Origin of the sequence: Bacillus cereus group sp. MS39, assembly GCF_040448665.1 — a bacterium.
Classification (GTDB): Bacteria; Bacillota; Bacilli; order Bacillales; family Bacillaceae_G; genus Bacillus_A; species Bacillus_A wiedmannii.
In genome coordinates this window covers 4,950,930-4,964,556 of record NZ_CP123058.1, presented here as the reverse complement: position 1 = coordinate 4,964,556, position 13,627 = coordinate 4,950,930, and the positions used below count along the sequence as shown (strand labels likewise).

The window sequence follows — 13,627 nt, the reverse complement described above, 5'->3', positions numbered from 1 at the left end:
TGCTCCCTTTTCTTGTGGCAATCTTTTGACAATGAAATGCCCCAACTATATACTGATGATGTAAAAACGATTTTACAGGTTAGGAGAAATGGTGTGAAAAATCAAATCTATGAATTACGCACTGAAAATAATATTTCACAAGGTGCATTGGCTGATAAGTGTAAAGTTTCTAGACAGACGATAAATGCAATTGAGAATAATAAATATGATCCAAGCTTAGCGCTAGCATTCCGTTTAGCTGAAGTATTAGGAACAACTGTTGATAAACTATTTTTGTACAAGCTGTAGGGGGAGTAGTTGTTGGGGAAAGAGAAAATAAGCCTTGTAGTTAAGGCATTAGTAGCTATAAGTACGTTAGTGTTTGCACTTTATTATTGGTTAACTGAACTTCAAGTAAACTGGTATGCACTATTTATTTGTAGCATCGCATTACATTATATGTTTAAAAGTTTGGCATCGCATAATGTGGAAGGGACAACGGAGGAGAAAGAAGATGTAGAAAAACATGTATTAAAAACAAGTGCAAATGTTACGTATTATGTACTTGTTGTATTAATTTTTGGTTTGTTTTTCGCATCGGTAGGTTTTAATAAATGGATTGATTTTCATAACATACCGCTTTTGTTTGCGTTATGCGCTGCGATAGTTGTAAAGCCGGCTGTAGAATTTTTAATTGTAAGACGTTATCGCTAAAAATAAAGAAAAAGATCCTCTTCTCATGAGAAGAGGATCTTTTCTTATAGCGTTTTAGTTTTTGGACTAGGTGGTGTAACGGATGTATCATTTTCGGGAACTTTAGTTAATAAGAATCCACCGATAACGAACAGTACAATAATACTAAGGACACCAGCGTTTGTTTTTCCGGTTAATTGCGTTGTAACACCGACTAATACGGGACCCATAATTGCCGCGAATTTACCAAAGATATTATAAAATCCGAAGAATTCATTTGCAGATTCTTTTGGTACTAGTTTTGCAAAATAGGAACGACTAAGTGCTTGAATACCACCTTGAGAAGTGGCAACTAACATTGCTAAAATCCAGAAATCGAGTGTCGTTTTTAAGAAATAAGCATATATGCAGATAATGATATAAATAATAATACCGACGTATAGCATTTTTTTACCTGTAAATGTTTCTGATAACTTTCCGTATAATAAGGCGAATGGACAAGCTACAATTTGTGTGACAAATAAGATGATTAATAGATTCGTTGCACTAATACCGAGATCTGTTCCGTAAGCGGTAGACATAGTAATAATTGTATCGACCCCGTCAATGTAGAAGAAGTAAGCGATTAGGAACATAAATACAGTTTTATATTCTTTAATATTTTTAAAAGTATCAGCAAGGCGTTTGAAGCTCATTGCAATTGGTCTAGGGTGACGTTCAATATAGTGCGTTTGCTCTACGTTTTTTAGCATTGGAATTGTAAATAATCCCCACCAAAGAGCTGTTATTGCGAATGAAATTTGACTGGCAATGCCGACTGATAAAGGGATAGTGCCTTTTTGAGCAAGAATAATAAGAGCGATACAACCGATGAAAGGAATAGTACTCCCAATATAGCCTAATGCAAAGCCTCGTGTAGAAATTCGGTCCATTCTATCTTTAGAGGTAACATCTACTAAAAATGCATCATAAAAAATGTTTGCTCCCGCAAAACCGACTAATGCGAGCATATAGCAGCCTAATAATAAGTACCACTGAGACGTTGGGACGACTGCTAGCATACTTGTAAATACGATACCGAGTCCAAAGAAGAATGTGAAAAATCGTTTTTTAAATCCTTTATAATCAGCAACTGTGCCGAGAATAGGAGCAAGTATAGAAATTAAAAGTGTAGCGAAAGAGTTCGCATATCCCCAATATGCCGTTGAAGTTGCACCAGATAGTCCGGCTTCTTTTGCAGCTGCTTTAAAGTAAATTGGAAATAATGCAGTGGTAATGACGAGCGAATATACCGAATTCGCCCAATCGTATAATATCCAGCTTTTTTCTTGTCTGGACATTTTTTTCATATAATGTTCCCCCTTAAATTTGTTCTACTAACAGTGTACAAAAATAAAAATTATAAAAAGAGAAACAGTGATGATTTTTACATAACTTTTACATATATACACAGTTCTTTACAATTGAAGTAAATCCTCTACAATTGATCCGTCTGTTTCACCTAAGTGTAAACCGAGTAGTCTAGCGATAGTTGGACCTTCATCAATAAGTCTCATATACGGAATGGTAACGCCGCTTTTTATCCCTTTCCCAGCAGCGATAAAAATTGTTTCATAGTTAGGTTTTGTTGGAGAGTATCCATGCGTACCAAATGTATATTTTTTACTAGGCGTAACATCTTTTTCAGTAATTTCTTTTATAAAATCGCCTGTATAGTTTTCAGTGAAATAATATCCTTCTTGTGCTTCCAACATAAATAAACAATTACCATCTGCACCGCAGTCTTTTGCAGCCTCATCATGAAGCATAAATTCAATACCGTTTTGTTTATTTTGAAGTAGTTCTTCAAGTAGTAGTTGTACTTTTCGAATTGTATCTGTATCATTTTTGTCTTTCACATATACATAGGCAGAGCCGTCGCAACTTTGGCAATAGGCCTTCCAGTCTATTAATTTTCCTTTTGAGTTTATAGATATAAGCCCTTTTTGATGAAATAGTACATTTAATTGAATGGCTTTGTTTTCACTTAAAGCGCTATGATCACCAAGAGTGATAATTGTACTCTCTTCGTATAGATTACTGTCTTTTAAAGCTTGAATAATTTTCCCTAGCCGTTCATCATGTCTATGAATTGCGGCTATTGTTTCTTTGGATTCAAAGCCGTAATAGTGTCTTTGGGTGTCTAAATCGGTGAAGTGTACAAACATGACATTCGGCTTTTTCGTCTGAATTGTATGCACAGCGGAAGCGAGTACGAAATCATCGAGTTCAGGCTGTGATAAGCCATTTCTTATATGACCAAAACGCTGATTCAAATCTAATTGATATAGCGGGCTACCGCTAAATAATGAAACTAAAATTTGATTTTGCCACGGTCTATTTGGAAAAATTTCAGGTAAATTGTAATCAATATTTGCTCTGCCGGTAACAGGCCATAGAAGGGCAGCTGTCGTTAAATTTGCTTTACGTGCTTCATCGTATAACGTTGTTCCTTTAATGGATTTTCGGTACCAATGCCAATCTGGTGACTCACGTCCAGGTTGAAGTAACGTATTGCTAACTACGCCATGTTTATTAGGGTAGTTTCCAGTAACGATTGTTGAGTGGCTTGGATATGTTACAGAAGGATAAATAGGTTCAACTTTTTTCGCAATCGCGCCCTTGTTTATTAATGTTTGGAAATTAGGAAGTTTTTGTAATATAGGAAAATCTAAAGCTGATAAGCAATCGAAAGATAAAATAATGACATGATTTGTTAATGCTTTATCCATAAAGTTCCCTCCTGATTATATAAAGCTTATTCTTATATATTACTATTAATACCTAGTAATAAAAATATATTTCTAGGTATTAATTTATTATTTATTTTCAGAAAAATTAAACATATAATTAAGTATAGGGAAATGAATGGAAGGAGGGAATACTATGGATTGGCTAGATGGATTTAGTATCTTTTACATCATTGGCGGAATTACGATTATCCTTGTATTTGCTATTTCGTATTTACTAAAGAAACGGTTTCCAAACAAACAGTTCGATATTATATTTGCACTTAGTTTAATACTTCTTTGCTTAGCATCCTTTCCCGTCACAATGATGGTTATTGGTGGATGGGAAGGAATGGGATATGGATTTATTGGTTTCTTCGTTCTACTTGGTACACTTATCGGTATGATTGCACATCAACTTGTAAAAATCTCGCGAAAGAGCTACGTATAAAACTGCAGAAAATGAAAAGAATATATAAAAATTAGAAAATTAGCTATTGTTTAAAAAAAGAATTTGTATTATGATAATCAACAAATTTATTTCGTTATAACGATGAAAAAGGACTAGTACATGTTCAACCTTTTTAGCAGAGAGAGAATCCGCCAGGCTGAAAGATTCTTAAAAAGGCGATATGGAACCTACCTTTGAGTTCTGCATATGCAGCGGGAATTTCCCGTTATCAAAAAGAGAGCATGCACAATTTTTGTGCATGAATCAGGGTGGTAACGCCGGCAAAGCTCGGTCCCTATTTAGGGACACGGGCTTTTTTGTATTTTCAAAAGGAGGAAGATTGACTATGAAAAAAGAACAAGTACAAGCGATTACGAAGATGGAAGAGGATTTTGCACAGTGGTATACCGATATTGTAAAAAAAGCAGAACTTGTTGATTATTCAACTGTAAAAGGATGTATGATTCTACGTCCGTACGGTTATGCCTTATGGGAAAATATGCAGAAAGTTATGGATGAGAAGTTAAAAGCAACTGGTCATGAAAATGTATATATGCCAATGTTTATTCCAGAAAGTTTATTGCAAAAAGAGAAGGATCATGTTGAAGGATTTGCTCCTGAAGTAGCATGGGTTACGCATGGCGGGGATGAAAAGTTAGCGGAAAGACTTTGTGTACGTCCTACATCGGAAACTTTATTCTGTGAGCATTTCTCAAAGATTGTTCAATCATATAATGATTTGCCAAAGTTATATAATCAGTGGTGTTCAGTAGTTCGTTGGGAAAAGACAACGAGACCATTCCTTCGTACGACTGAATTTTTATGGCAAGAAGGCCATACGATTCATGAAACGGCAGAAGAATCGCAAGCTGAAACGTTACATATTTTAAATCTATATGCCTCTTTCTGTGAGGAATACTTAGCGATACCAGTAATTAAAGGACAAAAAACAGAAAAAGAAAAGTTTGCGGGAGCGAAGGCAACTTATACGATTGAAAGTTTAATGCATGATGGAAAAGCACTTCAAACAGGAACATCTCATAACTTCGGAACAAATTTCTCTGAAGCATTTGATATTAAGTTTTTAGATCGTAACGGTAAGTGGCAATATGTACACCAGACTTCGTGGGGTGTATCAACGAGAATGATAGGTGGACTTATTATGGTCCATAGTGATAATAACGGACTTGTAATGCCGCCAAAAGTCGCTCCAGTACAAGTTGTTATTGTACCTATTGCTCAGCATAAAGAAGGTGTGTTAGAAAAAGCAACAGAGTTACAAGGACGTATTCAGAAGGTTGCGCGTGTAAAAATAGATGCTAGCAATAAAACACCGGGCTGGAAATTTAATGAGTATGAAATGAAGGGAATTCCAATTCGATTAGAAGTTGGTCCAAAGGATATTGAAAAGAATCAAGTTGTACTTGTAAGAAGAGATACGAAAGAAAAAGAATTTATATCAATGGATCAATTAGAAGAACGCATTCCATCATTACTTGAGGAAATTCATCATTCTTTATTTAATAAAGCAAAAGTATTTCGCGATGAGAATACGTATAGTGTGACGAATTTCGAAGAGATGAAAAAAGCAGCTGATGAAAAGCAAGGGTTTATTAAGGCGATGTGGTGTGGAGAACTAGCTTGTGAAGAGAAATTAAAAGAAGAAGTTGGAGTATCTTCACGTTGTATGCCTTTTGAGCAAGAACATTTAGCTGACGAATGTATTTGCTGTAGTAAAGAAGCAAAGCACATGGTCTATTGGGGAAAAGCATATTAATACTCTTTCTTATAGATGCCAAAAGGACTTTGGGTTGCATAATAAACTGCAATCCAAAGCCCTTTTTAGTTTTATCCCGAATTAACGGGCAGTAAGACCCCCACCTCAAAATTCAGCGGAAGCAAAGAAGTTAGGTGGGGGATCAACTGCCCGTAAAAGCCCGATTGGTTCAACTAATAATCAGTGGGGGATGAACAAAACCCCCACTGATTAAAGTTTCATTTTATATTGGTTTCATGTATTTTTTAGATGGAAGGATGTTGGTCTTTATTTTGCATTTTTACGGCGAATAAACAATAACATACCAATTAGGAATGTTGAAAGTCCTATTAAAATAGATGCAGGATAATGCGCTGCAGTATTAGGTAACTTATCACCTTGTTTTGTCGCATTATCTTTTACGTTACCACCTTGTGAACTGTTATCCCCTTTAACTCGATTGCCATCTTGGGAGCCTTTGCCATCTTGCAAACTGCTATCGCCCTTAACCCGATTGCCACCAGAACCGTTGCCACCAGAACCGTTGCCACCAGAACCGCTACCGCCAGAACCGTTGCCACCAGAGCCGTTGCCACCAGAGCCGCTGCCACCAGAACCGCTACCGCCAGAACCGCTACCGCCAGAACCGCTACCGTCAGAACCGTTGCCACCAGAACCGCTACCGCCAGAACCGTTGCCACCAGAGCCGTTGCCACCAGAGCCGCTGCCACCAGAGCCGCTGCCACCAGAACCGCTACCGCCAGAACCGTTGCCACCAGAGCCGTTGCCATCAGAGCCGCTGCCATCAGAGCCGTTGCCACCAGAACCGTTGCCATCAGAGCCGCTGCCACCAGAACCGTTGCCATCAGAGCCGCTGCCACCAGAACCGTTGCCATCAGAGCTGCTGCCACCAGAACCGTTGCCACCAGAACCGTTGCCATCAGAGCTGCTGCCACCAGAACCGCTACCACCAGAACCGTTGCCATCAGAGCCGCTGCCACCAGAACCGTTGCCATCAGAGCTGCTGCCACCAGAACCGCTACCACCAGAACCGTTGCCATCAGAACCATTGTCATCAGAGCCGCTACCACCAGAACCACTGCCATCAGAACCGTTGCTTCCTGGAGGTTTATTATTATCTTTTGAGTTTACTTCTGCTAAATGATCGCTGTTTTGTACAATAGCGTTTGTTGGAGAGAAGTTTTCCGTGGCTGCATTAACGATATTCAAGCCGCTAAAAAAAGATAAAGAAAGTGTTGATGCTAAAATGAAGATTTTCGTCATTGTTTTCCTCCTGAAAAATTAATATTCCATCTAAAATACATCCCTTTGTAATATTTCATAGGAGATATAGTTTTATGCAAAAAACTATATAGATAAGATGTTCACAAATTTTATGGCTATATTTAGATATTCAAAATAAATATTTCGGAATGATATGTTAAGATTAATAGTAAGAAGAATAAAAAAGGGAGGGCTGAAGAATATAGGATTTCTTATATTCTTATAAAAAATTATGAAACAAACAACAAAACAAATAATAACAGGTACATTTCTAGCGACAGCAACATCTTTTATTTCGACGCATGCCTTTGCAGAAAGTGATAATTTAGCGACAGTAAATGCAACAAACTTAAATATACGTGAACAACCTACAACTCAAGGGAAAGTTATAGGAACAGTAAAAAAGGGAACAAATGTACAAGTTTTAAGTAAGGAAAAAGAATGGGCTAAAATTTCTCATGATGGAAAAGAGGGGTACGTCACATTACAATTTTTAGGATTTTCGAATGGAAATCCAAACGTTGAACAAAAACAACAATTAACGATTAATAATGGACAAAAAGAAGAGGGAATTGTTACGGCAACTCGTTTGAATGTACGTAATAGTCCAGCTCTAGGTAGTTCAATGATTGGCTATGTTCAAAAAAATGAAAAAGTAACGGTATTAGGAAAAGCGAACGGCTGGGCAAAGATTGAATATAAAGGAAAAGAGGGATATGTATCTTTAGAGTTTTTAAAATTTGGAGATGCAATTCAAACACCTGACACTTCTGGTCAAAAGCAACTGCAACCAACAATCAAAAATGGAGCACAAGAAGTAGGAACAATCAATGCAACAAGCTTACGAGTAAGAAGCGCAGCGAATACAAGTAGCTCGGTTTTAGGGAACCTAAAAAATGGTGAAAAAGTAACAGTACTAGGAAAAGCGAATGGTTGGGCGAAAATAAGCTATCAAGGAAAAGAAGGTTATGTATCGTTAGAGTTTGTGAAAATTGATGGCAACACAGAAGAGATAAAAAAGCCGGAACAACCGAAAACATCAGATGCAACGATTAGAAATGGAACGCAAGAAGTAGGAACGATTAATGCGACAAGTCTCCGAGTAAGAAGTGCGGCAAATACAAGTAGCTCAGTTCTAGGAAACTTGAAAAATGGTGAAAAAGTAACAGTACTAGGAAAAGCGAATGGTTGGGCAAAAATCAGCTATCAAGGAAAAGAAGGTTATGTATCGTTAGAGTTTGTGAAAATTGATGGCAACACAGAAGAGATAAAAAAGCCGGAACAACCGAAAACATCAGATGCAACGATTAAAAATGGAACGCAAGAAGTAGGAACAATTAACGCGACAAGCTTACGAGTAAGAAGTGCGGCGAATACAAGTAGCTCGGTTCTAGGAAACTTAAAAAATGGTGAAAAAGTAACAGTACTAGGAAAAGCAAACGGCTGGGCGAAAATCAGCTATCAAGGAAAAGAAGGCTATGTGTCGTTAGAGTTTGTGAAGTTAGAAGCAGGAAAACAAGAAGAAAAACCAGCGGAAAACATTACAAATGGAACGCAAGAAGTAGGAACGATCAATGCGACAAGTCTACGAGTAAGAAGTGCGGCGAATACAAGTAGCTCGGTTCTAGGAAACTTAAAAAATGGAGAAAAAGTAACAGTACTAGGAAAAGCAAACGGCTGGGCGAAAATAAGCTACCAAGGAAAAGAAGGTTATGTATCGCTAGAGTTTGTGAAGCTAGAAGCAGGAAAACAAGAAGAAAAACCAGCGGAAAACATTACAAATGGAACGCAAGAAGTAGGAACGATCAATGCGACAAGTCTACGAGTAAGAAGTGCAGCGAATACAAGTAGCTCGATTCTCGGAAACTTAAAAAATGGAGAAAAAGTAACAGTACTAGGAAAAGCGAACGGCTGGGCGAAAATAAGCTACCAAGGAAAAGAAGGTTATGTATCGCTAGAGTTTGTGAAGCTAGAAGCAGGAAAACAAGAAGAAAAACCAGCGGAAAACATTACGAATGGAACGCAAGAAGTAGGAACAATCAATGCGACAAGTCTACGAGTAAGAAGTGCAGCGAATACAAGTAGCTCGATCCTCGGAAACTTAAAAAATGGAGAAAAAGTAACAGTACTAGGAAAAGCAAATGGTTGGGCGAAAATAAGCTACCAAGGAAAAGAAGGTTATGTATCGCTAGAGTTTGTGAAGCTAGAAGCAGGAAAACAAGAAGAAAAACCAGCGGAAAACATTACAAATGGAACGCAAGAAGTAGGAACAATCAATGCGACAAGTCTACGAGTAAGAAGTGCAGCGAATACAAGTAGCTCGATCCTCGGAAACTTAAAAAATGGAGAAAAAGTAACAGTACTAGGAAAAGCAAATGGTTGGGCGAAAATAAGCTACCAAGGAAAAGAAGGTTATGTATCGTTAGAATTTGTGAAGCTGGAAGCAGGGAAACAAGAAGAAAAGCCAGCGGAAAACATTACGAATGGAACGCAAGAAGTAGGAACGATCAATGCGACAAGCTTACGAGTAAGAAGTGCGGCAAATACGAGCAGCACCATTTTAGGAACCCTAAAAAATGGAGAAAAAGTAACAGTACTAGGAAAAGCAAACGGCTGGGCGAAAATAAGCTACCAAGGAAAAGAAGGTTATGTATCGTTAGAATTTGTGAAGCTGGAAGCAGGAAAACAAGAAGAAAAGCCAGCGGAAGACATTACGAATGGAACGCAAGAAGTAGGAACGATTAACGCGACAAGCTTACGAGTAAGAAGTGCGGCAAATACGAGCAGCACCATTTTAGGAACCCTAAAAAATGGAGAAAAAGTAACAGTACTAGGAAAAGCAAACGGCTGGGCGAAAATCAGCTATCAAGGAAAAGAAGGGTATGTGTCGTTAGAGTTTATAACGATTGGTAAAGATTCCATAGATCCAACAAACCCAACAAACCCTGGACAGGTAATAGAAGAACGAGCCGTTGTAAATGCGTCTTTATTAAATGTACGTAAAGGTCCATCAACAGGTGCGGCAGCTGTCGGTCATTTGAAAAATGGAGAGACTGTTACGATCATAGGAAAAGAAAATGGCTGGGCAAAAATCCGTTTTAATGGCGGAGAGGGTTATGTTTCGTTACAGTTCTTAAAAGTTAAACAAGGTTCGTCTTCTTATGAAATTGTTACCTCATCACAAAAGGTTCAAAAACCAAATGAAGCGGAAGCAACACAAATTATGCAGAATATGAAAGAAGATGCTTACATTAAAAGTGACGGTAAAGTTGTAAATATGAAGCAAGGTTTCGTTCGTGCAAATGGTGTTATTAATATTTATGATATTACGACGGGTAAAAAGCTCACATATGTAAAGGGTGGAGCTGACCTGAAATTTGTAAAAGCTGTTGATGATCGTATTCATGTCCAAATTGATGGTATGACAGGTTATGTGAATATAAATGATGTTACATTACATCCGACAATGACTGGTGAGAAAACGTCGTATTATGCAACTAAAAATGGCAAGTTATATCATTATGTATACAATCCGGAAAATGGTAAACATGCAACGTATCAAATTGGTAATGCTCCGAAACATTTAAAAGAAGGAGAGCGTTACGAGGCTTTTGATAAGAAGCAAATTGGAGGACAAGATAGTTATCAATACTTTGAGTATATGCCACTTCGTGCAACATCTACTTATACAGGAGATGAAATTGATAATTTCTTACGTAAATCGAATGCAAAGAGTCCACTTATTGGATTAGGAAAATATTTTGTAAGTGCAGCAGAGAAATATAAGATGAATGCCGGTTACTTAGTGTCACATGCAATTTTAGAATCAGGATGGGGAACAAGTCGTATCGCGCAAGATAAGAAAAATTTATTTGGCTTTAGAGCGGTAGATTCCGATCCATACAATGGTGCAACTGGATTCAAAACATGGGAAGAAGGTATTGATTTTTGTGCGGCATATATAGATAAGCATTACTTAAATCCAAGTGGAAATACATATAATGGTGGAAACTTAGGAGATAAGGCACAAGGAATGAACGTCATGTATGCAAGTGATGAAAATTGGGGACAGCAAATTGCCTCGCTTATGTATAGAATTGATGCAATGAATGGAAGTAAAGATTTAAATAAATATCGACTTGGAACGTTAACGGCAGGTTCTCCGATATTCAAAAGTATGGCTGAAGGTCAGACTGGAATGACATCTCGCAACATTATGGTAGCCATTAAGAAAACAGTTAATACACCACAAGGATCGTATTATGAAATTGTCTCGGATAATAAAGAATACAACAGTGTCTACGTAAAAGCTGGATCTGTAAATCTTGTGAACTCTTATTAAAGGAAAACATCATCATTTCAATGCAGAAAAGTGAAGTTCATAATGTTAGAGGAAGTGACAGTGTGAAAAAATATATCGCATTTGATATTGGTGGCACACAGATTAAATATGGGATTATTTCAAAATCTGGGATATTACTAAATCACGAAACTACATTAACAGAGGCCCATTTAGGTGGGGAACAAATCGTTCAAAAGATTATTAGCTTGGCGGTGCAATTAATGAATGAACATGTTGTTTCTGGAATCGGTATTAGTACAGCCGGAATTGTAGATATTCATAGAGGAATCATAACTGGCGGCGTGGATCATATTCCACGCTATGCTGGTATTCCTATTATTGATAGATTACAAGCTGTATTAAAAGTTCCTATATCTATTGAAAATGATGTCAATTGTGCTTTGTTTGGAGAGATGTGGCAAGGTGTTGGAAGAGATGAAAATAATTGCATTATGCTTACCCTTGGAACGGGAATAGGGGGAGCTATTGTTATTAATAAAAAACTGTACAGAGGTCATTCATTTAGTGCTGGTGAATGGGGCAATATGTTGATCGAAGGGAAAAAATTTGAAGAGGTTGCCTCGATTTCAGGGTTAATTTCTCTTGTGCGGAAGTATAAAGGTAGCGGGAATTGGAACGGTGAAAAAATTTTTGAATTATATGATCAGAAGGATAAAGAAGTTATACATGCCGTTCGAATATTCTTTAAACATTTAGCCATTGGAATTAGTAATCTTGCTTATATCTTCAATCCAAAAGTAATTATTATTGGTGGAGGGATTACTAATAGAGGTAATCGATTTTTAGAAGAAGTAAAGGAAGAGGTACGAAAATATTTAAATCCTGAGATTTATAGTAATTGCGAGATTAAAATCGCACAAAATCGTAATCACGCAGGAATGATTGGTTCGATTTACCACTTCTTACATCAATATAAATAAATGATATAGGTGTTTTCATATAATTGAGAATTTATTCTTTTTCTCAATAGATAAATAATGCTACAATATAAGAGAAGAATACAATATTTTCCGATTAGGAAAATGCTTTGTAGAAAGGAAGAAACTTCATGCCTATTATTTTAGAAAAAGGACAAAAGATCGATTTAACGAAAGGACAACCGAGAGTAGCAAAACTACAGGTTGGCTTAGGCTGGGATCCAATTGGGCAATCAGGTGGGTTTCTGTCTTCATTATTTGGAAGTAAACCGAATGTAGATTGTGATGCATCTGTTGTTATGTTAGAAGGGGATCGCTTTTTAAACAAAAACGATTTAGTTTACTTCGGAAACAAGCTTTCTACTTGTGGTAGTATTATTCATTCAGGAGATAATTTAACAGGTGAAGGCGCTGGTGATGACGAAACAATTTTCGTAGAATTACATAAAGTTCCGAGCCGTATTAATCGTTTAGTATTCGTTGTAAATATTTATGACTGTGTAAATCGTCGTCAAGATTTCGGGATGATTCGTAATGCATATATTCGGATTCAAAACCCGCAAACTGGTGAAGAATTAGCACGCTATAATTTATCGGATAATTATGCTGGCAAAACGACTCTAATTGCAGGTGAAATGTATCGCCACGGAAGTGAATGGAAGTTTTCAGCTGTTGGAGAAGGCACACAAGATAAAAACTTAAGTGAGATTGTATCACGTTATCAATAAAATAAACCGAGGAGGAATTGAATATGGCATCAATTTCATTGAAAAAAGGACAAAAGGTAGACTTAACAAAAACAAATCCAGGTCTTTCAAAAGTTCTTGTAGGACTTGGTTGGGATACGAATCGTTATGACGGACAAAACGATTTCGATTTAGATGTTAGTATTTTCTTAGTAGGTGCTAACGGTAAAGTTTCAGGGGCAGAGGATTTCGTCTTCTATAATAACCCAAAGGGTGCGAATGGTGCTGTCGAGCATTTAGGAGATAACCGAACTGGCGAAGGTGAAGGCGATGACGAATCGATTAAAGTAGATTTAAAAAATGTACCTGCACATATCGAACGTATTTGTTTCTCAATCACAATTTACGATGGAGAAGGTCGTAGCCAAAACTTCGGACAAGTTTCTAACTCTTTCGTACGTATTTTAGATGAAGAAAAGAATGCAGAGTTAATTCGTTACGATTTAGGAGAAGATTTCTCTATTGAAACAGCTGTTGTAGTAGGGGAATTATACCGTCATGCAGGTGACTGGAAGTTCAATGCAATCGGAAGTGGATTCCAGGGCGGATTAGCGTCTCTATGTAATAATTTCGGTTTAGATGTAGAGTAATAGATTTTATATATCTATCGGTGAAACAGGTGTTTACTGATGGATATATTTTTTAAGATATAAAATATAGAGGTGAATAT

Annotated in this window: 11 protein-coding genes and 1 other annotated feature; of the genes, 8 read left to right on the top strand and 3 right to left on the bottom strand. The window is 37.2% G+C overall.

Annotated features, from left to right (window positions below; genetic code table 11):
* Nucleotides 1–36 precede the first annotated feature (36 nt).
* Together QEP67_RS25705 and QEP67_RS25700 are read left to right on the top strand one after the other, a co-directional pair.
* Nucleotides 37–288, top strand: a complete 252-nt coding sequence (locus QEP67_RS25705; RefSeq protein WP_002070345.1) for a helix-turn-helix transcriptional regulator — start codon at nucleotides 37–39, stop codon at nucleotides 286–288.
* Between the two features lie 12 nt (nucleotides 289–300).
* Nucleotides 301–693 (top strand): hypothetical protein, encoded by a 393-nt coding sequence (locus QEP67_RS25700; protein ID WP_048560114.1) that lies wholly within the window; start codon nucleotides 301–303, stop codon nucleotides 691–693.
* Between the two features lie 44 nt (nucleotides 694–737).
* On the opposite strand, the gene QEP67_RS25695 is transcribed toward QEP67_RS25700, so the two are convergent.
* Both QEP67_RS25695 and QEP67_RS25690 read right to left on the bottom strand, forming a co-directional pair.
* The gene (locus tag QEP67_RS25695) at nucleotides 738–2,021 is read right to left on the bottom strand and encodes an MFS transporter (RefSeq protein ID WP_048560113.1); all 1,284 of its coding nucleotides are present in this window, start codon (nucleotides 2,019–2,021) and stop codon (nucleotides 738–740) included.
* Between the two features lie 108 nt (nucleotides 2,022–2,129).
* Nucleotides 2,130–3,443, bottom strand: a complete 1,314-nt coding sequence (locus QEP67_RS25690; protein ID WP_353706469.1) for an ectonucleotide pyrophosphatase/phosphodiesterase — start codon at nucleotides 3,441–3,443, stop codon at nucleotides 2,130–2,132.
* A 154-nt stretch (nucleotides 3,444–3,597) separates the two neighbouring features.
* Between QEP67_RS25690 and QEP67_RS25685 the strand changes: the two genes are divergently transcribed.
* Together QEP67_RS25685 and proS are read left to right on the top strand one after the other, a co-directional pair.
* Nucleotides 3,598–3,891 (top strand): YesK-like family protein, encoded by a 294-nt coding sequence (locus QEP67_RS25685; RefSeq protein ID WP_000383868.1) that lies wholly within the window; start codon nucleotides 3,598–3,600, stop codon nucleotides 3,889–3,891.
* Nucleotides 3,892–3,984: 93 nt separating this feature from the next.
* Nucleotides 3,985–4,191: a binding site (T-box leader), on the top strand.
* Nucleotides 4,192–4,237: 46 nt separating this feature from the next.
* Nucleotides 4,238–5,668 carry a proline--tRNA ligase gene (gene proS / locus QEP67_RS25680; protein ID WP_353706468.1) on the top strand — a complete coding sequence of 477 codons (1,431 nt, stop codon included), beginning with the start codon at nucleotides 4,238–4,240 and terminating at the stop codon, nucleotides 5,666–5,668.
* Between the two features lie 267 nt (nucleotides 5,669–5,935).
* Here proS and QEP67_RS25675 read toward each other — a convergent pair whose 3' ends face one another.
* Nucleotides 5,936–6,931 (bottom strand): LPXTG cell wall anchor domain-containing protein, encoded by a 996-nt coding sequence (locus QEP67_RS25675; RefSeq protein WP_353706467.1) that lies wholly within the window; start codon nucleotides 6,929–6,931, stop codon nucleotides 5,936–5,938.
* A gap of 232 nt (nucleotides 6,932–7,163) precedes the next feature.
* On the opposite strand from QEP67_RS25675, the gene QEP67_RS25670 reads away from it, so the two are divergent.
* From QEP67_RS25670 to QEP67_RS25655, 4 genes are all read left to right on the top strand, one after another.
* A complete protein-coding gene (locus QEP67_RS25670; protein WP_353706466.1) occupies nucleotides 7,164–11,273 on the top strand; it encodes an SH3 domain-containing protein in 4,110 nt (1,369 codons plus the stop codon).
* A gap of 62 nt (nucleotides 11,274–11,335) precedes the next feature.
* Entirely contained in the window at nucleotides 11,336–12,214 is an 879-nt protein-coding gene (locus QEP67_RS25665; protein WP_000759855.1) for an ROK family protein, read from the top strand.
* A gap of 128 nt (nucleotides 12,215–12,342) precedes the next feature.
* Entirely contained in the window at nucleotides 12,343–12,939 is a 597-nt protein-coding gene (locus tag QEP67_RS25660; protein WP_001121597.1) for a TerD family protein, read from the top strand.
* 23 nt (nucleotides 12,940–12,962) lie between these two features.
* Nucleotides 12,963–13,547, top strand: coding sequence for a TerD family protein (locus QEP67_RS25655; protein WP_000146727.1), 585 nt, complete (start codon nucleotides 12,963–12,965; stop codon nucleotides 13,545–13,547).
* Nucleotides 13,548–13,627: the final 80 nt, after the last annotated feature.

Bases quoted from the DNA above. Each gene is read 5' to 3' on its own strand.
- QEP67_RS25705 (WP_002070345.1), top strand. From the start codon at position 37: ATGCCCCAACTATATACTGATGATGTAAAAACGATTTTACAGGTTAGG.
- QEP67_RS25695 (WP_048560113.1), bottom strand. From the start codon at position 2,021: ATGAAAAAAATGTCCAGACAAGAAAAAAGCTGGATATTATACGATTGG.
- QEP67_RS25690 (WP_353706469.1), bottom strand. From the start codon at position 3,443: ATGGATAAAGCATTAACAAATCATGTCATTATTTTATCTTTCGATTGC.
- QEP67_RS25685 (WP_000383868.1), top strand. From the start codon at position 3,598: ATGGATTGGCTAGATGGATTTAGTATCTTTTACATCATTGGCGGAATT.
- proS (WP_353706468.1), top strand. From the start codon at position 4,238: ATGAAAAAAGAACAAGTACAAGCGATTACGAAGATGGAAGAGGATTTT.
- QEP67_RS25675 (WP_353706467.1), bottom strand. From the start codon at position 6,931: ATGACGAAAATCTTCATTTTAGCATCAACACTTTCTTTATCTTTTTTT.
- QEP67_RS25670 (WP_353706466.1), top strand. From the start codon at position 7,164: ATGAAACAAACAACAAAACAAATAATAACAGGTACATTTCTAGCGACA.
- QEP67_RS25660 (WP_001121597.1), top strand. From the start codon at position 12,343: ATGCCTATTATTTTAGAAAAAGGACAAAAGATCGATTTAACGAAAGGA.
- QEP67_RS25655 (WP_000146727.1), top strand. From the start codon at position 12,963: ATGGCATCAATTTCATTGAAAAAAGGACAAAAGGTAGACTTAACAAAA.